General features: G+C 58.9%; 19 protein-coding genes and 1 pseudogene. 8 read left to right on the top strand and 12 right to left on the bottom strand.

Going from position 1 to position 19,668, the window contains the following annotated elements:
* Nucleotides 1–17: 17 nt before the first annotated feature.
* The 3 genes and pseudogenes from uvrC to TU74_RS17145 form a co-directional block, all read right to left on the bottom strand.
* Nucleotides 18–1,841, bottom strand: a complete 1,824-nt coding sequence (gene uvrC, locus TU74_RS17155; RefSeq protein WP_047275821.1) for an excinuclease ABC subunit UvrC — start codon at nt 1,839–1,841, stop codon at nt 18–20.
* Nucleotides 1,842–1,843: 2 nt separating this feature from the next.
* A complete protein-coding gene (gacA, locus tag TU74_RS17150; RefSeq protein ID WP_047273603.1) occupies nt 1,844–2,482 on the bottom strand; it encodes a response regulator transcription factor GacA in 639 nt (212 codons plus the stop codon).
* Between the two features lie 132 nt (nt 2,483–2,614).
* A pseudogene (locus TU74_RS17145) lies at nt 2,615–2,978 on the bottom strand (helix-turn-helix domain-containing protein).
* An 81-nt stretch (nt 2,979–3,059) separates the two neighbouring features.
* On the opposite strand from TU74_RS17145, the gene TU74_RS17140 reads away from it, so the two are divergent.
* The 7 genes from TU74_RS17140 to TU74_RS17110 all read left to right on the top strand — a co-directional run bounded on the left by TU74_RS17140 (nt 3,060) and on the right by TU74_RS17110 (nt 9,869).
* Nucleotides 3,060–3,290 carry a DNA-binding protein gene (locus TU74_RS17140; protein ID WP_047273599.1) on the top strand — a complete coding sequence of 77 codons (231 nt, stop codon included), beginning with the start codon at nt 3,060–3,062 and terminating at the stop codon, nt 3,288–3,290.
* Between the two features lie 675 nt (nt 3,291–3,965).
* On the top strand, nt 3,966–5,054 hold the full coding sequence (locus TU74_RS17135; protein WP_048377156.1) for a 3-deoxy-7-phosphoheptulonate synthase: 1,089 nt from the start codon (nt 3,966–3,968) through the stop codon (nt 5,052–5,054).
* Between the two features lie 257 nt (nt 5,055–5,311).
* Entirely contained in the window at nt 5,312–6,193 is an 882-nt protein-coding gene (locus tag TU74_RS17130) for a triacylglycerol lipase (RefSeq protein WP_048377180.1), read from the top strand.
* A 92-nt stretch (nt 6,194–6,285) separates the two neighbouring features.
* On the top strand, nt 6,286–6,567 hold the full coding sequence (locus TU74_RS17125) for a peptidylprolyl isomerase (protein WP_008150918.1): 282 nt from the start codon (nt 6,286–6,288) through the stop codon (nt 6,565–6,567).
* A gap of 121 nt (nt 6,568–6,688) precedes the next feature.
* On the top strand, nt 6,689–7,459 hold the full coding sequence (locus TU74_RS17120) for a 3-hydroxybutyrate dehydrogenase (RefSeq protein WP_047273594.1): 771 nt from the start codon (nt 6,689–6,691) through the stop codon (nt 7,457–7,459).
* A 148-nt stretch (nt 7,460–7,607) separates the two neighbouring features.
* Nucleotides 7,608–8,714, top strand: coding sequence for an enoyl-CoA hydratase/isomerase family protein (locus tag TU74_RS17115; RefSeq protein WP_048377155.1), 1,107 nt, complete (start codon nt 7,608–7,610; stop codon nt 8,712–8,714).
* A gap of 3 nt (nt 8,715–8,717) precedes the next feature.
* On the top strand, nt 8,718–9,869 hold the full coding sequence (locus TU74_RS17110) for an acyl-CoA dehydrogenase family protein (protein WP_047294718.1): 1,152 nt from the start codon (nt 8,718–8,720) through the stop codon (nt 9,867–9,869).
* A 66-nt stretch (nt 9,870–9,935) separates the two neighbouring features.
* Here the strand turns inward: TU74_RS17110 and TU74_RS17105 are convergent, their stop codons facing one another.
* The 7 genes from TU74_RS17105 to selD form a co-directional block, all read right to left on the bottom strand.
* Nucleotides 9,936–10,709 carry an enoyl-CoA hydratase gene (locus TU74_RS17105; RefSeq protein WP_048377154.1) on the bottom strand — a complete coding sequence of 258 codons (774 nt, stop codon included), beginning with the start codon at nt 10,707–10,709 and terminating at the stop codon, nt 9,936–9,938.
* Nucleotides 10,710–10,723: 14 nt separating this feature from the next.
* Complete coding sequence (locus tag TU74_RS17100) at nt 10,724–11,851, bottom strand: acyl-CoA dehydrogenase (protein ID WP_048377153.1); 1,128 nt, start codon at nt 11,849–11,851, stop codon at nt 10,724–10,726.
* 10 nt (nt 11,852–11,861) lie between these two features.
* Nucleotides 11,862–13,055 carry an acetyl-CoA C-acyltransferase gene (locus TU74_RS17095; protein WP_048377152.1) on the bottom strand — a complete coding sequence of 398 codons (1,194 nt, stop codon included), beginning with the start codon at nt 13,053–13,055 and terminating at the stop codon, nt 11,862–11,864.
* A 10-nt stretch (nt 13,056–13,065) separates the two neighbouring features.
* Entirely contained in the window at nt 13,066–13,833 is a 768-nt protein-coding gene (locus TU74_RS17090; RefSeq protein WP_047275806.1) for an SDR family NAD(P)-dependent oxidoreductase, read from the bottom strand.
* A 15-nt stretch (nt 13,834–13,848) separates the two neighbouring features.
* Entirely contained in the window at nt 13,849–15,513 is a 1,665-nt protein-coding gene (locus tag TU74_RS17085) for an AMP-binding protein (RefSeq protein ID WP_048377151.1), read from the bottom strand.
* 151 nt (nt 15,514–15,664) lie between these two features.
* Nucleotides 15,665–16,774, bottom strand: coding sequence for a tRNA 2-selenouridine(34) synthase MnmH (gene mnmH / locus TU74_RS17080; RefSeq protein WP_047273752.1), 1,110 nt, complete (start codon nt 16,772–16,774; stop codon nt 15,665–15,667).
* A complete protein-coding gene (gene selD, locus TU74_RS17075) occupies nt 16,774–17,808 on the bottom strand; it encodes a selenide, water dikinase SelD (protein WP_047294731.1) in 1,035 nt (344 codons plus the stop codon). Before selD ends, mnmH begins: the two co-directional genes overlap by 1 nt.
* Nucleotides 17,809–18,435: 627 nt before the next feature.
* On the opposite strand from selD, the gene TU74_RS17070 reads away from it, so the two are divergent.
* Entirely contained in the window at nt 18,436–18,765 is a 330-nt protein-coding gene (locus TU74_RS17070; protein ID WP_048377150.1) for a hypothetical protein, read from the top strand.
* A 46-nt stretch (nt 18,766–18,811) separates the two neighbouring features.
* On the opposite strand, the gene TU74_RS17065 is transcribed toward TU74_RS17070, so the two are convergent.
* Nucleotides 18,812–19,300, bottom strand: a complete 489-nt coding sequence (locus TU74_RS17065) for a hypothetical protein (protein WP_143517956.1) — start codon at nt 19,298–19,300, stop codon at nt 18,812–18,814.
* Between the two features lie 156 nt (nt 19,301–19,456).
* A partial coding sequence (locus tag TU74_RS17060; RefSeq protein ID WP_048377149.1) for an electron transfer flavoprotein subunit alpha/FixB family protein occupies nt 19,457–19,668 on the bottom strand: 212 nt, incomplete at its 5' end.

The raw sequence follows: 19,668 nt of genomic DNA, 5'->3' as shown, positions 1-19,668 counted from the left end.
CGAGGTGAGGTGGCATTCTACTCGCTGTGCAGGTTTGCATAAATCAACTCAGCGAGCTTTTTACTGATCCCGGGTGCTTTGGCGATCTCCTCGATGCTTGCACGAGACAGCTCCTGTAATCCACCAAAATGTTTCAATAAATCTCGGCGGCGTGTCGGCCCCACCCCCGCGATGCCTTCAAGCGTCGAGGTTCTGCGCGTTTTACCGCGCCGCGCCCGGTGGCCGGTGATAGCAAAACGGTGAGCCTCGTCGCGTATCTGCTGGATCAAATGCAGTGCGGGCGAGTCGCCTTTTAACGTAAATTCGTGCGCGGCGTCGTTCAAGTACAGCGTTTCAAACCCTGCCTTGCGGGTCGCGCCTTTGGCAACACCTAACAAAATAAGGTCCGGAACCGCCAACTCATTCAGCACGTCCCGGGCCATGGACATTTGCCCCTTGCCCCCGTCCACCAGCAAGATGTCCGGCAGCTTGCCCTCGCCTTCCTTGAGTCGGCTGAAGCGCCGCATCAGTGCCTGGTGCATGGCGGCATAGTCGTCGCCCGCCGTCACGCCTTCAATGTTGAAGCGCCTGTAGTCCGACTTGATAGGGCCTTCCGGGCCAAACACAACACAGGACGCAACCGTCGCTTCGCCACTGGAGTGGCTGATGTCATAACACTCCAGCCGTTGCGGGATCTCGTCGAGCTTCAGAACTTTGGCCAGTGCCTCAAAGCGGGCGGCTACATGTTGACGATTCGCCAAACGGGCACTGAGGGCCTGTTCGGCGTTGGTTACAGCCAATTGCTGCCAGCGTGCGCGCGTGCCTCGCACTCGATAACTGATGGCGATTTCGCGTCCTCGCAGTTCTTCGATGGCAGCACTGATGGCTGCAAAGCTTTCGTGCTCGACGTTAACGATCAATTCGCCCGGCAAATCACGCTCCGGGCTACTGATGTAGTACTGCCCCAGAAACGCCGCCATCACCTCTGCGACGTCTTCTTCAATCCCCACTTGCGGGAAGAAGTTCTTGCTGCCGAGCACCCGCCCACCGCGCACATTGATCAAATGCACACAAGCCCCACCCGGGTTAACGAAGGCTGCGATGACATCCACATCGCCATTACCGCCCTCCATGCTCTGTTGATCCTGGACGCGCCTCAACAAGGAAATTTGATCGCGTATTTGCGCAGCCCGCTCGAAATCCAGCGTACTGGCGGCCTGCTCCATCTCGGCGTTCAGTTCATCGGTCAGCGCGCTGCTACGACCTTCAAGGAACATTACCGAGTGACGCACGTCTTGAGCGTACTCCTGCGGATCAACCAAGCCCACACAGGGGCCTTTGCAGCGCTTGATCTGATACTGCAAACAAGGCCGGGTCCGATTTTTGAAGTAGCTGTCTTCGCACTGGCGCACCAGAAACGTCTTTTGCAACAGGCTCAAGCTTTCTCGAATCGCGCCCGCACTTGGATAGGGTCCAAAATACTTGCCTTTAGGCTTTTTGGCGCCCCGGTGAATACTCAAACGCGGGTATTGGCCGTCAGACAGAAACACATAGGGGTATGACTTATCGTCACGCAGCAGAATGTTGTACGGCGGCCGCCATTCCTTGATCAGGGTCTGCTCAAGCAACAAGGCTTCGGTTTCGTTGGCGGTGATCGTGGTTTCGATCTGCGCAATACGCCCCACCAACGCCGCTGTCTTGGGCGCCAGCCCAGTCTTGCGGAAGTAGCTGGCCAAGCGTTTTTTAAGGTTTTTGGCTTTGCCCACATACAGCAGGCGCGCCTCGCCATCGAACATGCGATAGACGCCGGGCCGACCGCTGCACGTCGAGAGAAAGGCACTTGGATCAAACACGTCAGTCATTATCAACCAGCATCTACCATGCCATGCCGAACGGCCAGCAGCGCCAGCTCCACATCACTTTTGACTGAGAGTTTTTCGAAAATCCGATAACGGTAGGTGTTGACCGTTTTGGGCGACAAACACAGTTTGTCCGAGATGACCTGCACTTTCTGGCAACCAACGATCATCAAGGCGATTTGAATTTCACGCTCGGACAAAGCATCGAAAGGCGAATCGCTGGCAGGCTGAAATGATTTGAGGGCCAGTTGCTGAGCGACTTGCGGACTGATGTAACGCTGACCTGCAAAAACCAGGCGGATGGCCTGAACCATCTCTGCCAGGCCAGCTCCTTTGGTCATATACCCTGCAGCGCCCGCTTGGAGCAGGCGCGTCGGGAAGGGATCTTCCTCACAGACCGTCACGGCAACCACTTTGATGTCCGGATGGCTACGCATCATTTTGCGCGTCGCCTCTAGCCCGCCAATGCCTGGCATTTTGACATCCATCAGAACGACGTCCGGTTTCAACTCACGCGCTTTGATCAGTGACTCTTCGCCGGACTCGGCCTGGCCGACCACCTGAAGGCCGTCGATATCAGCCAGCATTCGTGTGATGCCTGTACGCACAAGATCATGGTCATCGACCACTAGAACCCGAATCAAGTCGACACCTCGTAAATTGGTCTTCTTTTGGTTGCCGACACCTTAGCAAAAAACCAATGCCCCAACCTACTAACCTGCACCTCCTGTCCATGGAAAATTAAAAAATGCTCAAGTCAGCTGTATTTATAGCCTTCAGACGTCACTGGGCTCCTGGCGACTCTTGGCAGAATGGATCACCGAGAGATCAGCCAGTGTGGTCGTCAACCGGCGAATCGCATCCTGGTCTTCTTTCTGCAGCACGCGATAACTGACCAGCACCTTTTCTTCAATCTGACTGAGGTTGTAGACCAGTGTCGGAGTCGGGGTCCCCGTCAGCACATAAAGAACATCCACACCGCGCTCAGCTACCCGTGACAGATAATCGGCCTTGGGTGCGCGATCGCCATTTTCATATTTGCCCTGTGCGTTAGCTTCGACGCCACCGATTACGCCAAAAGCTTTCTGCGACAGACCCAGCCGCTCTCTCTTGCCTCAACCGCGAACCGATTCCACTCATTTGGATGTAAGTTCCCATTTTCAACACCCGCGAGGATGGTATAATCAAAAAATATTAAACAATTTTGAACGGTTTTGAACTATGACCGGAATTCGTACTGCCGCACAAGCCAAGGCATGGCTGGAACATCAGGGAAAGTCGGTTCAAGAGTTTGCTCGAGAGCACGGCGTTGACCCCGCGACCACCTATCAAGTGCTCGCCGGGCGCAAAAAAGGGAAGCGTGGAGAAGCCCACAAAGTGGCGGTACTTCTGGGCATGAAGGACGGCATCATTGCGCCTGATTCTGCGGCGAAATACGATGAACTTCCTTGAGTATGCGCTTAATTGGGAATGCCACCCGATTTAGTATTGAACCGGGGTCAGGCCCTGTTCAATTCCCCTGCTATAAGCACCTTGGCCGCGCCTGAATCACTTGTCGCACTCACGTGCAAAATGGCTTATAGCCCGCGGGATCAGCACTCATAGAAATTTTTGATTGAATCTGTTGACTTGCCTCGCGTAAGCTTCAGCCATTCATCGGAGAGCACCCATGTTGCACAACGCCATCACCCACATGTGCCAGAGCACCAGCGTTTCTCGCTTGGTCGGCACTGTGTGCGCGAACAACACAGACTCTGCTGCACGATTTTATTTTGGGTATTGGTTTAGCCACTGGCGCGCCTGATACCCATTCGGCGCCCACGTTTCAGGGGTCGCCTACCAGAGAATTCTCACCCCCGGTCGGCTACCCGACCGGGGGTTTTGTTTTTTCAGCCCCTGACCATTTATTGAATTTGAGGATTTACCCATGAACTACGCCACTTATTACCGCTTCGACCTCTGCGCTGCATGGCGATTTATCAACCGTCGTTCGGGACAGTCTGCCGCCTCCGAACGGAACCACTTGGGTGGCACGCATCCCCTTACAGCCAGCCCGGCCCACTGTCGAACACCCCACTAGGGCTGAGCGCGCGGGAACACCCGCCGCCTGCCCAGGAAGCCAGAACCATGAACGCCACCGTATCCACACTGAACATCGCACCACCCCCTGCCAACCCTGTGTTGACCCGGCGCTTGCCAAGCGCAGCCCAGCTCAAGCAGCAATTGCCCCTCGGCGAACCCCTGCGACAGCGGGTTCACGCGCAACGTCACGCCATCCGCGCCATTCTTGAGGGCAAAGACGACCGCCTGTTGATCGTCGTCGGCCCCTGCTCCCTTCACGACCCGCAATCAGCCCTCGAATACGCCAGCCATCTGGCCGCCCTGTCCCGCGAAGTGAGCGAGGACATGCTGCTGGTAATGCGGGCCTACGTCGAAAAGCCACGCACCACTGTTGGCTGGAAAGGTCTGGCCTACGACCCCCATCTGGATGGCAGCGATGACATGACTCACGGCCTGACGCTGTCACGCGAGTTAATGATCGAGATGCTGCGCATGGGACTACCGGTCGCCACTGAGCTGCTGCAGCCAATTGCGGCGGGCTACTTCGACGACCTGCTGGGCTGGGCCGCCATTGGCGCACGCACCACCGAATCGCAGATTCACCGGGAAATGGCCAGCGGGCTGGACCTGCCAGTGGGCTTCAAAAATGGCACCGACGGCGGCGTGGCGATTGCGTGCGATGCCATGCGCAGCGCCGCTCACAGCCATCGGCACTTCGGCGTGGATGAACAGGGCCATCCGGCAATCATCCTGACAGCAGGCAACCCCGACACTCACCTGGTGCTGCGCGGTGGGCACAGTGGCCCCAACTACAGCCAAACCCATGTCGCCAATGCCCGCGCCGGACTGGAGAAAAACGGCATACCCGCGCGCTTGATGGTCGATTGCAGCCACGCCAACAGTGGCAAGAACCCTCTGCGTCAACCGGACGTGTTCAACGACGTGCTTGAACAGCACCTGAGCGGTGATCGATCCTTGATCGGCATGATGCTCGAAAGCCATCTGTTCGAAGGCTGCCAGCCCCTGAGTGACAACCTGCGTTACGGCGTTTCCGTCACCGATGGTTGCCTTGGCTGGGACGAGACAGAAGCCTTGTTGCGCACTGCTGCCCGTCAGCTACAACTGCAGCGGGCGCGCAATCAAGTAACCGGCTGAGCGAAAAAATGCCCCGGGCATGCAGCGCCCGGGGCCGAGCCAGATGCCATTGCGAGTCAGATCTTTTTCTAAATGCAGGTTGAAAGCACAATGACCGCCTACAGATTTTGTAGACCCTAAAGAAGGAATATGACGCCAATGGTTCTGGGGCCTGCGCTCGAGGGGTGGCCTGGACAACATCTGCTGTCAGAGCGCTTATGAAACCCTCACCTAAGGTGATTTTTATGGATCAAACACCTTTAGAGGATATGCATGACATGGATACGTCAGCCAACACGCGCTACCCGATAGTGCTGGTACACGGCCTTTTTGGATTCGACCACATTGGCCCGTTCAATTACTTCAATGGCATCAAAGAAGCCTTGAACAAGGCCGGGGCCACGGTCTATGTGGCCAAAGTCTCAGCCGCCAACAGTTCTGAAGAACGGGGCGAACAGCTGCTTGAGCAACTACGCGCATTGGCCACACAAAACGGCTTACAGCGATTCAATGTGATCGGCCACAGCCAAGGCGCCCTTACCGCTCGCTATGCCGCTGCCGTCGCACCAGAACGGGTGGCCTCTGTCACCTCGGTCAGCGGGCCCAATCAGGGGTCGGAACTCGCGGATCGCGTCCGTCAGGCACTCACCCCAGGCGCACTGCCAGAAACCGTCGCCGCCGCCCTGAGCAGTGCGCTGGGCAGATTCATTTCAAGGTTGAGCGGTCGCCGGGAACTGCCGCAAGACGCCCTGGGTGCATTGAATGCCTTAACCACCGAGGGCGTGGCCGCCTTCAACAAAAAATACCCCCAGGGGCTGCCTGAGACGTGGGGCGCAATGGGCGCCGAACAGGTGAATGGCGTTCTCTACTATTCATGGAGCGGGATAATCAAAGGCTCGCTGCTCTCAGAATCCTTGAACATTTTTGACCCCCTGCACAATGCCTGCCGGGTGTTTGGCAGTTTTTTTACCCGCGAAAGCAAAGAGAATGACGGGATGGTCGGACGTTTCAGCTCCCACTTGGGGCAGGTGATTCGTTCGGACTACCCGCTGGATCATCTGGACACCATTAACCATGTCGCCGCACTGGCCAACAAAAGCGTCGATCCGGCCGGGCTTTACGTCGAACACGCGCGTCGTCTCAAGGCCAAAGGCGTGTAATACCCACAAGCACAACCGACGGGGGAACTTTTGCCGCGAAAAAAGCGCCTGAATCCGGTAGTCTCACCCCTTTATTGAAAGGAGCACTTCCCATGGCCAAAGCCACTGCCCGTCACATCCTTGTTGCCAGCGAAGCTAAATGCAACGAACTGAAAGCCCAAATCGAAGGCGGCGCTGATTTCGCTGAAGTCGCAAAAGCCAACTCCACTTGCCCTTCCAGCCGTCAAGGTGGCGACCTGGGTTCATTCGGTCCAGGCCAGATGGTTAAAGAGTTTGACACTGTCGTGTTCAGCGCACCGATCAACGTGGTTCAAGGCCCGGTCAAAACCCAGTTCGGTTATCACCTGCTTGAAGTGACCAGCCGCCAGGATTAATCCTCAAGCGCTGCGTGACAACGGCCCGCCTTTTGGTGGGCCGTTTCGTATCCGCTGCTTTTAACCTCGTGCTACGTTTCCTCACTCACGAACCCAACGTGTCTCACCTGAGGAAATGATCATGAACCTTAAGGGTAAAACTGCGCTGGTCACCGGCTCCACCAGCGGGATAGGCCTGGGTATTGCATTGAGCCTTGCCAAAGCCGGTGCCGATCTCATACTCAACGGCTTTGGTGATGCCAGCAAAGTCATTGCCGACGTAGAACAGTGGGGTGGCCGAGTGGGCCATCATGCGGCCGATGTCAGTGACCCGGCGCAAATTGCCGAGATGATCGACTACGCCGAACGCGAATTCGGCGGCATTGACATTTTGGTCAACAATGCCGGCATTCAGCATGTGGCCAGCGTTGAAGCGTTTCCGGCAGAGCAATGGGACGCCATCCTCGCCATCAACCTATCCTCGGTTTTCCACAGCACCCGCCTCGCCCTGCCCGGCATGCGCAAACGCAATTGGGGGCGCATCGTCAACATCGCGTCAGTCCACGGCCTTGTGGGCTCGGTCGGTAAAGCGGCCTATGTAGCCGCCAAACACGGGGTCATTGGCTTGACCAAAGTGGTCGGGTTAGAAACGGCGACCAGCAACATCACCTGCAACGCCATCTGCCCCGGCTGGGTTCTGACGCCGTTGGTGCAAACGCAAATAGACCAACGCATCAGCCAGGGCATCGACCCTTATCAGGCTCAGCACGACCTGCTGGCCGAAAAGCAGCCTTCGCTGGAATTTGTCACCCCGCCGCAATTGGGCGAGTTGGTGTTGTTTCTGTGCAGTGAAGCCGCCAGTCAGGTCAGAGGCGCTGCATGGAATGTCGACGGCGGCTGGCTGGCTCAATGACCATGCGTATTTGCGCAGGTCGAGCATGCAAAAATGCATGCCAGCCCTGCACTTATTCGGGTTGTACTTGGCAAATTTGCACTGTTAGCATCGACCATCGTTCGTCTACGAACAGCCCTTAATAACAAGACAAAGCAGGGAGTTAGTGATGACTGCACAGGTTTCATCCTCAGCGACACAGGATGTCGAGGCCACGCATTGCGAGATTCTGGCCGAGGTGCGCAACCACATTGGCCACCTGACCCTGAACCGCCCCGGCGGCCTTAACGCCATCAACTTGAACATGGTCCGTGCGCTACAGCGCCATCTCGATGCCTGGTCCAGCGACCCCGCCATCAAGGCCGTTGTATTACGGGGGGCAGGTGAAAAAGCCTTCTGCGCCGGCGGTGATATCCGCTCGCTGTACGACAGTTACCAGAGCCAGGGCACACTGCATTACACCTTCTTCGAAGAGGAATACGCCCTCGACCTGACCCTGCACCATTACCCCAAGCCCATCGTGGCCCTGATGGACGGTTTTGTGCTCGGCGGCGGCATGGGGCTGGTGCAGGGTGCCGATTTTCGTATTGTCACCGAGCGCAGCAAGCTGGCGATGCCCGAAGTCGGTATCGGTTATTTCCCTGACGTCGGCGGGAGCTACTTTCTTACCCGAACTCCGGGAGAACTCGGCACGTATCTCGGCGTTAGCGGCGTGCAAATCCGTGCGAGCGACGCGCTGTATTGCGGCCTGGCTGATCGCTACCTCGACAGCAGCCGACTGCCGGAGCTTGATGCTGCACTGAACGCGCTGACATGGGCCCAATCACCCGCCGAGGACCTCAAGGCCCTGCTTGACCCCTTGACTGTCACCTCGCTGCCAGACCCTGCACTGGCATCACGGCGCGCCCTCATCGACGACGTGTTCTCGGCCCCCACTGTGCCCGCGATCGTTGATCGCCTGCGCGCCGTCACGCTGCCGGATCAACGTGAGTGGGCCACCGCCACGGCTGATCTGCTGCTCACCCGCTCGCCGCTGGCCATGGCCGTAACCCTTGAAATGCTGCGCCGGGGACGCGAGCTGCCTCTGGAACAATGCTTCGCGCTGGAAATACACCTGGATCGCCAATGGTTCGACCGGGGTGATCTCATGGAAGGCGTGCGCGCACTGATCATCGACAAGGACAAGACCCCGCACTGGAACCCGCCGTCTCTGAATCAGCTGGATGCCGCGCACGTTGCCAGTTTTTTCTCTGATTTCAAGCCGACAGGAGCCTGAGCCATGCAGGACATCGAACTGAGTGAAGAACAAGTGATGATCCGCGACATGGCCCGCGACTTTGCCCGCCGCGAAATCGCACCCCATGCCCAAGCCTGGGAAAAAGCAGGCTGGATTGACGACACACTGGTGACAAAAATGGGCGAGCTGGGCCTGCTCGGCATGGTAGTGCCCGAGGAATGGGGCGGCACTTACGTCGATTATGTGGCCTACGCCCTGGCGGTCGAAGAGATCTCCGCAGGGGATGGCGCCACGGGCGCGCTGATGAGCATTCACAACTCGGTGGGGTGTGGCCCCATTCTCAAATACGGCAGCGAGGCGCAAAAACAGACCTGGCTGGAAAAACTGGCCAGCGGTCAGGCCATCGGTTGCTTTTGCCTGACCGAACCCCAGGCGGGCTCTGAAGCCCACAACCTGCGCACCCGCGCAGAGCTGCGGGACGGCCAGTGGGTGATAAACGGTGCCAAGCAATTTGTCAGCAATGGCAAACGCGCTCAATTGGCCATTGTGTTTGCCGTGACCGACCCGGACCTGGGCAAAAAAGGCCTGTCGGCGTTTTTGGTGCCGACCGATACACCGGGGTTCATCGTGGACCGTACGGAACACAAAATGGGCATTCGCGCATCGGACACCTGCGCGGTCACACTGAGCAACTGCACCGTGCCCGAAAGCAGCCTGTTGGGGGATCGCGGTAAAGGGCTGGCCATCGCGCTGTCCAACCTTGAGGGCGGTCGTATCGGCATTGCCGCGCAAGCCCTTGGCATCGCCCGCGCCGCCTTTGAAGCCGCGCTCAGCTACGCCCGTGATCGCGTGCAATTCGATAAAGCCATCATTGAACACCAGAGCGTCGCCAACATGCTTGCCGACATGCAGACCCGGCTCAACGCCGCGCGCTTGCTGATCCTGCATGCGGCCAGACTGCGCAGCGCCGGTAAACCATGCCTGTCAGAGGCCTCGCAGGCCAAGTTGTTTGCCTCGGAAATTGCCGAGTATGTGTGCTCCAAAGCCATCCAGATTCATGGCGGCTATGGCTACCTGGAAGATTACCCGGTGGAGCGTTACTACCGGGATGCGCGAATCACGCAAATTTATGAGGGCTCGAGTGAGATTCAACGCATGGTCATTGCACGCGAGCTGAAACACTATTTGGTTTAAGCCGCAATCAGGCGGATCTCCCGTCCGTGCAACGCGGTCCGTCCAGACCGCGCTGCACCGGATCAATCACTGATGCCTGAAGTCGGCTTCGCGCTTGGCAACAAACGCCGCCATGCCTTCTTTCTGATCCTGCGTGGCGAACAGTGAATGGAACACACGGCGCTCAAAACGCACGCCTTCGGCCAAATTCACTTCGAACGCGCGGTTGACGCATTCTTTGGTCAGCATCAACACCGGCAGGGATTTTTTGGCAATCACGGCCGCCACTTTCAGGGCTTCTTCGACCAACTCATCCACCGGCACCACGCGTGATACCAGCCCCGAGCGTTCAGCTTCGGCAGCATCAATCAAACGCCCGCTGAGGCACATTTCCATGGCCTTGGCCTTGCCTACCGCACGCGTCAAACGCTGGGTGCCGCCCATGCCCGGCAGTACGCCGAGGTTGATTTCAGGCTGGCCAAACTTGGCGTTGTCACCGGCCAGAATGAAGTCACACATCATCGCCAGCTCACACCCGCCACCCAAGGCGAACCCGGCAACGGCGGCAATGATGGGCTTGCGGCGGGTCGACACGCGCTCACTGTCCGAGAACAGATCGTCCAGGTAAATCTGTGGGTACGTAAGATCAGCCATTTCCTTGATGTCAGCACCGGCGGCGAAGGCTTTCTTCGAACCGGTCAGCACAATGCAGCCGATCTCGTTGTCCGCTTCCAGGCGGTCAAGCGCGTGATTCACTTCGCTGACCAACTGCGCATTCAAGGCGTTCAGGGCTTGCGGCCGGTTCAGGGTAATCAAGCCGACGCGCCCGTGAATGTCCAACAGAATGGTTTCGTAACTCATTGATAACTCCTCGTTCAAAGGTTGCGCGAAATGACCATGCGCTGAATATCGCTGGTGCCTTCGTAAATCTGGCACACCCGAACGTCGCGATAGATTCGTTCCAGCGGGAAGTCGCTCAAATAGCCATAACCGCCAAGGGTTTGCAATGCTTTGGAGCACACGCGTTCCGCCATTTCCGAGGCAAACAACTTGGCCTGGGACGCCTCGACCAACGCGGATTGTCCGCTGTCACGCAAGGCGGCGGCATAGCGAACCATTTGCCGGGCAACGGCAATTTCAGTGGACATGTCGGCCAGACGAAACGCCACCGCTTGGTGTTCCACCAATGGCTGGCCGAAAGTGGTGCGCTCACGAGCGTAGTCCCGGGCCACTTCAAACGCAGCGCGGGCCATCCCGACAGCTTGCGATGCGATACCGATGCGCCCACCCTCCAGATTGCCCAGCGCGATTTTGTAACCCTGACCTTCTTCGCCCAGACGATTGGCCAGCGGGATCTTCATGTCGGTGAAGAGGATCTGGCAGGTGTCCGAGGCATGCTGGCCGAGCTTTTCTTCTACCCGTGCCACGCTGTAACCCGGGGTATCGGTGGGCACGATGAACGCGCTGATCCCGCGCTTGCCTGCGGCCGGGTCCGTCACGGCAAACACAATCACCACGCCAGCGTTTTGGCCTGACGTGATGAACTGCTTGCAGCCATTGAGCACGTAGTGATCGCCCTCGCGCCGGGCCCGGGTTTTCAGGTCGCTGGCGTCGGAGCCTGCCTGCGGCTCGGTCAGGGCGAACGCGCCCAACATGGCGCCGCTGGCCAACGGGGTCAGCACGTCACGCTTTTGCTGTTCGGTGCCGTAGGTGAGAATCGGCACGCAGCCCACCGAGTTATGCACGCTCATGATCGTCGAACAGGCACCGTCGCCCGCGGCGATCTCTTCAAGGGCCATGGCATAGGCTTGGTAGCCGGTGTCACAACCGCCCCATGCTTCAGGCACCAACATGCCAAAAAAGCCCAGTTCGGCCATTTCCTGAAGGGCTTCGCGGGGAAAGCGGTGCTGCTTGTCCCACTCGGCAGCTAACGGCTTCAAACGCTCCTGGGCGAACTGGCGGGCCGCTTCACAAATTTGTCGTTGTTCGGGTGTGGGCAGCATAAAAAATTCCTTAATACAGACATTCCACGGCAATCGCCGTGGCTTCGCCGCCGCCAATGCAAATGGCGGCTACGCCCTGCTTGAGTTTTTTCTGGCGCAAGGCCGACAGCAACGTCACCAGAATGCGTGCCCCGGAAGCCCCGATCGGATGCCCCAAGGCGCAGGCACCGCCATGGATGTTGACCTTGTCATGGGGCAAGTCCAGCTCACTCATGGTCACCAGCGTGACCACCGCAAAGGCTTCGTTGATCTCGAACAAATCGACGTCATTGAGGTTCCAGCCGGTTTGGCTCATCAAGCGCTTGATGGCGCCCACGGGTGCGGTGGGAAACAGGCCGGGTTCATCGGCAAACGCCGCATGCCCGTGGATCACCGCCAACGGCGCAAGCCCGCGCTTTTGCGCCTCGGAGCGGCGCATCAGCACCAGCGCCGCTGCACCATCGGAGATAGAGCTGGAGTTGGCCGCCGTCACCGTGCCGCCGTCGCGGAAGGCTGCTTTGAGTGTGGGGATTTTTTCAGGTTTGGCTTTGGGTGGTTGCTCGTCGTCGGTGATCGCACGCTGTTCTTTGCCCACCGTGACCTGCACCGGAACGATTTCAGCACTGAAGCTGCCCTCCCTGATCGCCTGTTGGGCACGGGCCAGCGAGGCGAGCGCAAACGCATCCTGGGCCTCACGGCTGAAACCGTGGGCCTGCGCGCAATCTTCGGCAAAGGTGCCCATCAAACGGCCGCGGTCGTAGGCATCCTCCAGGCCGTCGAGGAACATGTGATCCAGCACACGGCCATGGCCCATGCGGTAGCCGCTGCGCGCCCGGTCAAGCAGATACGGCGCGTTGGACATGCTTTCCATGCCGCCCGCGACCACCACATCCGCCCCACCCGCCAACAGTCGATCATGGGCCAGCATCGTCGCCTCCATTCCCGACCCGCACATTTTGTTCAACGTGGTGCAACGGGTTCCCTTGTCCAGGCCCGCGCCCAAGGCAGCCTGCCGGGCAGGCGCCTGTCCAAGACCGGCCGACAGCACGCAACCGAACAGCACTTCATCAACGCTGTCGCTCGAAACCCCGGCGCGCTCCACCGCGGCGCGAATCGCCGCAGCGCCCAGTTGTGGCGCGGTCAGGCCCTTGAAGTCACCTTGAAAGCCGCCCATGGGGGTCCGTGCCACACTGACAATCACTACCGGATCATTTGACATCGTCATCACCCGCTCCTTATTTGGCTGCCATGCGCAAGGCACCGTCGAGACGGATCACTTCGCCATTGAGCATGCTGTTTTCAATGATGTGACGCACCAGCGCGGCATACTCCGCCGGCTTGCCCAGGCGCGGCGGAAACGGCACGCCCGCCGCCAGGGAATCGCGCACTTCAGGGGTCATGCCCGCCATCATCGGGGTTTCAAAAATACCGGGGGCAATGGTCATCACCCGAATCCCGAAACGCGCCAGCTCGCGGGCTGCGGGTAAGGTCAGGCTGGCAATCGCGCCTTTGGACGCCGCGTACGCCGCTTGACCAATCTGCCCGTCAAACGCGGCCACCGACGCGGTGTTGATGATGACGCCGCGTTCGCCATCGGGGTCCGCAGCGGTTTGCGCGATGGCCGCCGCGGCCAGTCGCAGCATATTGAAACTGCCGATCAGGTTGACGTTGATCACCTGACTGAAACTCTCCAGCCCGTGAGGCCCGCCCTTGCCGAGGATCTTTTCGCCGCGCACGATGCCCGCGCAGTTGACCAGACCGTTCACGCCGCCAAACGCCGCGACCGTGGCGTCAATGGCGGCCTGCGCCGCCTGCGCCTGACTGATGTCCGCCACCGCGCTGCGCGCCTGAGGGCCCAGACGCGTGGCCTGTGCGGCGACGGCATCCGCGTTCACGTCCACCAGCATGACCCTGGCGCCGGCATTGACCAGCATCTGTGCCGTTGCAGCACCCAAGCCCGAAGCTGCGCCCGTAACGATAAAAACCTTGTTCTCGATCTGCATGATTTTTCCTGAAGGTTAAGCCGTGGCCCGGGCGATTGCCGCCTGTTCAGCCTTAGCGATTTCCTGATTGCGCAAGATGAAGCGCTGCAGCTTGCCGCTGGGTGTTTTGGGCAACTCGCTGACAAATTCGATTTCACGGGGATAGGCATGCGCCGCCAGTCGCTGACGCACGTGCAAGCGCAGGGTTTCGGCCAATTGCGCATCGCCCAGGTAATGCGGGCTCAGCACCACGAAGGCTTTGACCAACTCCGTGCGTTCCGGGTCGGGCTTGCCGACCACGGCGGCTTCAATCACCGCCGGGTGTTCGATCAAGGCGCTCTCCACATCAAAAGGGCCCACGCGGTAGCCGGAGGTGGTGATCACATCATCGCTGCGCCCGACAAAACTGATGCTGCCATCCGGGTTCAACTCCACCGTGTCGCCGCTCAGGTAGTAATTGCCGACGAAGGCCTTGGTCGGGAAGCCCTGATAGCCGCCAAACCAGCACATCGGCGACTGGCTGCGGTCCACTGCCAGAATGCCCGGCTGCCCGACAGGCAGTTCCTGGTGATGCTCATCCAGCACCACGATGCGGTGCCCCGGCGAGGCAAAACCGGCCGCCCCCAGGTGCACCGGGTGCCCGAGCCCGTGGTGATTGCACAGCACCATGCCGATTTCAGTCTGGCCGTAGTGGTCATGGATGGTGACGTCCAAATGCTCGGCAAACCAGCGGATGACTTCCGGATTAAGGGGTTCACCTGCGCTGCTGACGGCCCGCAACTGGCCTTTGACCTTGCTGGAGAACGCATCACCGGCTGCAATCAACAGGCGATACGCCGTCGGGGAGCCGGTGAGGTTGGTGATGGCGTACTTTTTGATCACGCGGCACGTGCTTTCGACCGTGAACGGGCCGTCGTAGAGCGTGATCGGGTGGCCCATCGACAACGGGCCGGTAATCCCGAAATAGATACCGTAGGCCCAACCGGGGTCGGCCAGGTTCCAGAAGGCGTCTTGCGCACGCAGGTCCACGGCGTCCCGGGTGTAGGCCTGAAACGCGACGATGGCTTTGAGGGGAACAAGCAGCGGTTTGGCCGGGCCGGTGGTGCCCGAAGTGAACATCAGCAGAAAAGGGTCTTCGCCGTTCAGCATCACGGGCTCGCAGACCGCCGGGTAGCGCTCCAGCTCAGCCCAAAAGCTGTAATCGCCGCGCACGAGCCCCTGCCCTTTCGGACCGCTCACGGTGACGATGGTCGGGCAGTCATTCACGTCGTCCAGCTTGGGTCGATTGGCGGCGTCCGTGACCACCAGCGCCGCGCCGGAACTGTTAAGGCGGTGCTCGATGGCTTTGGGGCCAAAGGCCGTAAACAAAGGTTGGTAGACCGCACCAATGCGCCAGCTTGCCAGTACCACAACCAGCAACTCGACATTGCGGGGTAACAGGCCGGCTACGGTGTCGCCGCGCTTGACCCCTTGGGCCAACAGGAAATTGGCAAAGCGGGCCGCGTGCGTCTGCAACTCGGTGAAGGTGTAGGACGCGCTGCTGGCGTCACGGCCTTCCCAGAACAGTGCAATGCGCCCCGGCAAGGCATGGCGGTCACAGCACTCGACGCAGGCATTGAGAGCAGTCAAATCGCCGTGCAGCGAATGGCTTACGGCACGTTGATAGTCAAAGTCGCTCATCGCGGTCAGATAATCGCGCATCAGCAGAATCCCTCGGTCTTTTTATAGGAATGGGAACCGTCGAAAATCCTGCTGATAATCGCCTTGCGAAGGCTCTGCAACAATGGTCAAACCGCTCAAGCTGGTTGACTGCTTTGGCCAATGAGCGATTGAGCGTGCCTAAAGACGCGGCTTAACGGCCCTCTTTCTGGCGGGCGTTTTCGCGCAAATACGCCAACACGGCCGCTTGATCCCCCGCAAACGCGATTCGACCGGCTTTCTTCTCACGCTGAAACGCGTACATCGGATCGTAGTATTCGCGCAGCAACGCTTCGATCCACACCCGGTGCATGTCCACCGATCCGCAACGTTCCTGCTCTTGCAGCGCGCGAGTCATCACGTCCTGCAAACGCTGAAAGCGTTCACCGCCGAGGCGTTTTTGAATATTGGCCAGGCTTTCCAGCAACCGCTGAGAAAACAGCGCGAAACCATGTTCAGCATTTTTAGCCGTGAATTCGGCACACAACTCAATGACGTAATCACGCAGGATGCGCTCGACCCGGCTGTTCAGGCTGTCTTCGAGCCACACCATCGGCGCGGTCTGCATGGTTTGGTAGAGCGGCAACGGCAAGGCACAACTGCCCACCGTGCGGCTTTCGTCTTCCAGCACAAAGCGCTCAATGCCTTTGTCGCGCTTTTTCAGCACATCAATGGCCAAGCGATTTTCAAAATCAATATTGGACGGCTGGCCGGTGGCGCGCTTGCCAAAGCTTGAACCGCGATGATTGGCGTGACCTTCAAGGTCCAGCGCATTGTCGAGCTGCACCAGCACGTCGGTCTTGCCGGTGCCGGTCATGCCGCCGAGCACCAGCAGATCGCACTGCGCCACGGCCTCGTCGAGGGTCTGGATCAGGAACGTACGCAGCGCTTTATAGCCACCGGTGACGCGCGGGTAATCAATGCCGGCATCGTGCTTGAGCCACTGCTGCACGATCTGCGACCGCATGCCGCCACGAAAGCAATACAGGCACCCGTCGGGATGGGCCCGGGCAAAATCGGCCCATGCTTGCAGACGCTCAGCCTTGACCTTGCCCGAGACCAATTGATGCCCCAGCACCACGGCGGCTTGCTGGCCTTGCTGCTTGTAGCACGTGCCCACGCGCTCACGCTCGTGATCGGTCATCAGAGGCAGGTTGACCACACCCGGAAACGCCCCTTTGTGAAACTCAATCGGCGCACGGGTATCCATCATCGGCCGGTCATTGAGGAACACCTCGCGCAAGTCGGTTACGTCATGAGCCATCATGCAACCTCAACCGCGTACGTCTGTCGCTCCACCAGGCGGCCGATCGGCTCAAGGTGCAAGCCATGCTCGCGGGCCATGTCCAGGAACGCCTCGTTGCCTTGCGGGGTAACAGCGACCAATAACCCGCCGCTGGTTTGCGGATCGCACAACACGCGCTTGTGCAGCTCCTGGATCGGCGAAATCTTGCTCGCGTAACTGTCATAGTTGCGCAAGGTGCCGCCCGGCACGCAGCCCTGCTCCAGGTAGTATTCCACCGCGTCCAGCCGCGGCACCCTGGCGTAATCGATTTGCGCGCTCAAGCCACTGCCGTCGGCCATCTCGACCAAATGCCCCAGCAGACCAAAACCCGTCACATCGGTCATCGCCGTGACGCCATCGAGCTTGGCAAATTGACTGCCGATCCGGTTCAGCGTACACATCCAGTCACGGGCCACGCCCACGTCCTGCGTGCGCAATTTGCCCTTCTTCTCGGCCGTGGTGAGGATGCCGATGCCCAAGGGTTTGGTCAGGTACAGCAAGCACCCGGCGGTCGCGGTGTCATTGCGTTTCATCTGGCGTTTGTTGACGACACCGGTCACGGCCAGGCCAAAAATCGGCTCGGGGGTGTCAATCGAATGCCCGCCCGCCAGCGGGATGCCTGCGTCATCACACACGGCCCGGCCCCCGCGGATTACTTCCCGTGCCACTTCGGGCGGCAACAGGTTCACGGGCCAGCCCAGAATGGCAATCGCCATCAACGGATCGCCGCCCATGGCGTAGATATCGCTGATTGCATTGGTGGCCGCAATGCGCCCGAAGTCGTACGGGTCATCGACGATGGGCATGAAAAAATCGGTGGTCGACACCACACCGCGCTCGTCATCCAGGGCGTAGACCGCCGCATCGTCGCGCGATGAATTACCGACCCACAACTTCGGATCAAGGTTTTGCGCACCGCTACCGGCAAGAATGACTTCAAGCACCTGAGGCGAAATTTTGCAGCCGCACCCTGCTCCGTGGCTGTACTGCGTCAGGCGAATCGGCTCGCTCATAGGGCACCTTCAATGGGTATCAAAGTGCCAGATACTAACAGAGCGGCCGGCGCAGCTGGCGCACGGCATGCGAGGCCCGCAACAAATCCGCAACAAACCACCGCAATTGCTCAGACGTCAGTGCACTTCCCCCCCGCCCTTGCGGGCCAGCGCAGGATGACCGGCAAGCTGGAAACAGACCCGCGAGTCACATATGTAGTGCCTTGAAATAATCACTACATATGTGTTGACGACGGCTTTTTCCTTTTGCATGATGCAGACGTCTTCCCCACCGGAAGCGCTGGAAAAGTAGTTGTAAGCATGTTCGACGAGCCGTCGGACTGTTCCGGGATAGGTACTGCCCACAAGGCAGAATTGATGAAGCTGACCTGGTTTGATCGTCCAGAGTCTGGATGAGAGAAGCTGGCGAGACGTCCTCAAGAGGCTTGTGGCTGATGTGTCATGTCACCCGTAGCATTCTGGCTCACGCTGCCCTCCTTCATTTCAGGCTGATGTTGTAGTAGCTGAACTTAACTACTACACGGGACGCGCTCAAGGCAGGATCTGCTTTAGATGGACCCCACGTAGCGCTGCACTGGCAGTTGCGCGAATCAATTGACAGATCAACGAGTGGTCAAGGAGCTAGCGATGAACCTGAATAACCAACCGACTATCAACGAACTGGCTGAACTGTTCGCCGGTCGTAAAGACGCACTCAACGATCATATTGTGTGGATCAATGAGGCGGGTGACGTTCGGATCGACCCGGTCTCCCACTGTGTAGAAGAAACCGAGTTCGAAAATCAGCATCCACAGATGCGTGCCCGACTCAAAATGTACCGCCGCGGCCAGGGTTATGTGGGCAAAAAGGCCGCCGCGGACAAAGCGTTCATGACAAAGGTGCTCCAAACCTTGACCCTGACCTGGGAAAAGGCGAAAGCAGAACCTGAGGTTATAAAAGTGAACAGCTACTGCTGATCAAAAGACGGCATTGAAAGCCCCGGAGTTCACTCCGGGGCTTTTTTTATGCCTTGCCGGCAACGGTCTTGACGCAGCTTTCTGTCCCTCGACCAGCCACACCGTTGTGCATGTAGTGCGGTTGATAGTACGACTTGTGCAGCGTGGTGGTGTACGTGCCCTGCGCATCCTGATCCTGGGTCAAGGTGGCCAACCCGATGCCGTAGTCCTTGGCCGCGCTCGCATCGTCATTGGCAAAGTACAGGGCTAGCGTTTGCCCTTTGGCCGCGCCATACCCTGAATACGTGACCGGCGCTGCGGACGTTTCAACCCTAAAGGTCAACTGATAGGCTCCAAACCCCTGTTCGGCATGGCTGGCGCTCTCGTCCGTCGTCAGCGTCAACACGCCCTTATACGCACCGTCATGCCGGTCATACCCCGAGCATTCATAAGTACCGACAATCTGTAACGGGTCGGCCGGTGCCGCCATCGTCAGGCCGCAAAACCCTCCCATTACCACCCACGCAACCACGCTCATGCTTCGTTTTGCAGTCACTCGCGACATCATTCATTCTCCACAGCCATTGACGGGGATTACGTTTGAAACGCGAGAAATCTACACCTCGTGACAGCGCGTTTTGTTACCGCTACACAATGGATTGAAACAGCTTTTTGCAGCCTGCCTGCGTCTTCACGCCAGCTGTTTAACGGCTCACAGCGCCCGCTCCAACTCAGGTACGGCTTCGAACAAGTCCGCCACCAGGCCGTAATCGGCCACCTGGAAGATCGGCGCTTCTTCGTCCTTGTTGATCGCGACGATCACTTTGGAGTCTTTCATGCCCGCCAAATGCTGAATCGCGCCGGAAATACCGACCGCAATGTACAGCTGTGGCGCAACGATTTTGCCGGTCTGGCCCACCTGCA

It is taken from the genome of Pseudomonas lundensis (genome assembly GCF_001042985.1).
In the GTDB taxonomy this organism is placed as follows: domain Bacteria; phylum Pseudomonadota; class Gammaproteobacteria; order Pseudomonadales; family Pseudomonadaceae; genus Aquipseudomonas; species Aquipseudomonas lundensis.
Note: the sequence above shows the minus strand (reverse complement) of the source record. Positions and strands in the feature narration are given on the sequence as shown.

Excerpts from the sequence above, each read along its gene's own strand:
- TU74_RS17095 (WP_048377152.1), bottom strand. The coding sequence starts at position 13,055 with ATGACGATGTCAAATGATCCGGTAGTGATTGTCAGTGTGGCACGGACC.
- selD (WP_047294731.1), bottom strand. The coding sequence starts at position 17,808 with ATGAGCGAGCCGATTCGCCTGACGCAGTACAGCCACGGAGCAGGGTGC.
- TU74_RS17135 (WP_048377156.1), top strand. The coding sequence starts at position 3,966 with ATGAACGCCACCGTATCCACACTGAACATCGCACCACCCCCTGCCAAC.
- TU74_RS17110 (WP_047294718.1), top strand. The coding sequence starts at position 8,718 with ATGCAGGACATCGAACTGAGTGAAGAACAAGTGATGATCCGCGACATG.
- TU74_RS17090 (WP_047275806.1), bottom strand. The coding sequence starts at position 13,833 with ATGCAGATCGAGAACAAGGTTTTTATCGTTACGGGCGCAGCTTCGGGC.
- TU74_RS17120 (WP_047273594.1), top strand. The coding sequence starts at position 6,689 with ATGAACCTTAAGGGTAAAACTGCGCTGGTCACCGGCTCCACCAGCGGG.
- TU74_RS17085 (WP_048377151.1), bottom strand. The coding sequence starts at position 15,513 with ATGCGCGATTATCTGACCGCGATGAGCGACTTTGACTATCAACGTGCC.
- uvrC (WP_047275821.1), bottom strand. The coding sequence starts at position 1,841 with ATGACTGACGTGTTTGATCCAAGTGCCTTTCTCTCGACGTGCAGCGGT.
- TU74_RS17100 (WP_048377153.1), bottom strand. The coding sequence starts at position 11,851 with ATGCTGCCCACACCCGAACAACGACAAATTTGTGAAGCGGCCCGCCAG.
- TU74_RS17140 (WP_047273599.1), top strand. The coding sequence starts at position 3,060 with ATGACCGGAATTCGTACTGCCGCACAAGCCAAGGCATGGCTGGAACAT.
- TU74_RS17130 (WP_048377180.1), top strand. The coding sequence starts at position 5,312 with ATGGATACGTCAGCCAACACGCGCTACCCGATAGTGCTGGTACACGGC.
- TU74_RS17070 (WP_048377150.1), top strand. The coding sequence starts at position 18,436 with ATGAACCTGAATAACCAACCGACTATCAACGAACTGGCTGAACTGTTC.
- TU74_RS17105 (WP_048377154.1), bottom strand. The coding sequence starts at position 10,709 with ATGAGTTACGAAACCATTCTGTTGGACATTCACGGGCGCGTCGGCTTG.
- mnmH (WP_047273752.1), bottom strand. The coding sequence starts at position 16,774 with ATGGCTCATGACGTAACCGACTTGCGCGAGGTGTTCCTCAATGACCGG.
- TU74_RS17125 (WP_008150918.1), top strand. The coding sequence starts at position 6,286 with ATGGCCAAAGCCACTGCCCGTCACATCCTTGTTGCCAGCGAAGCTAAA.
- TU74_RS17115 (WP_048377155.1), top strand. The coding sequence starts at position 7,608 with ATGACTGCACAGGTTTCATCCTCAGCGACACAGGATGTCGAGGCCACG.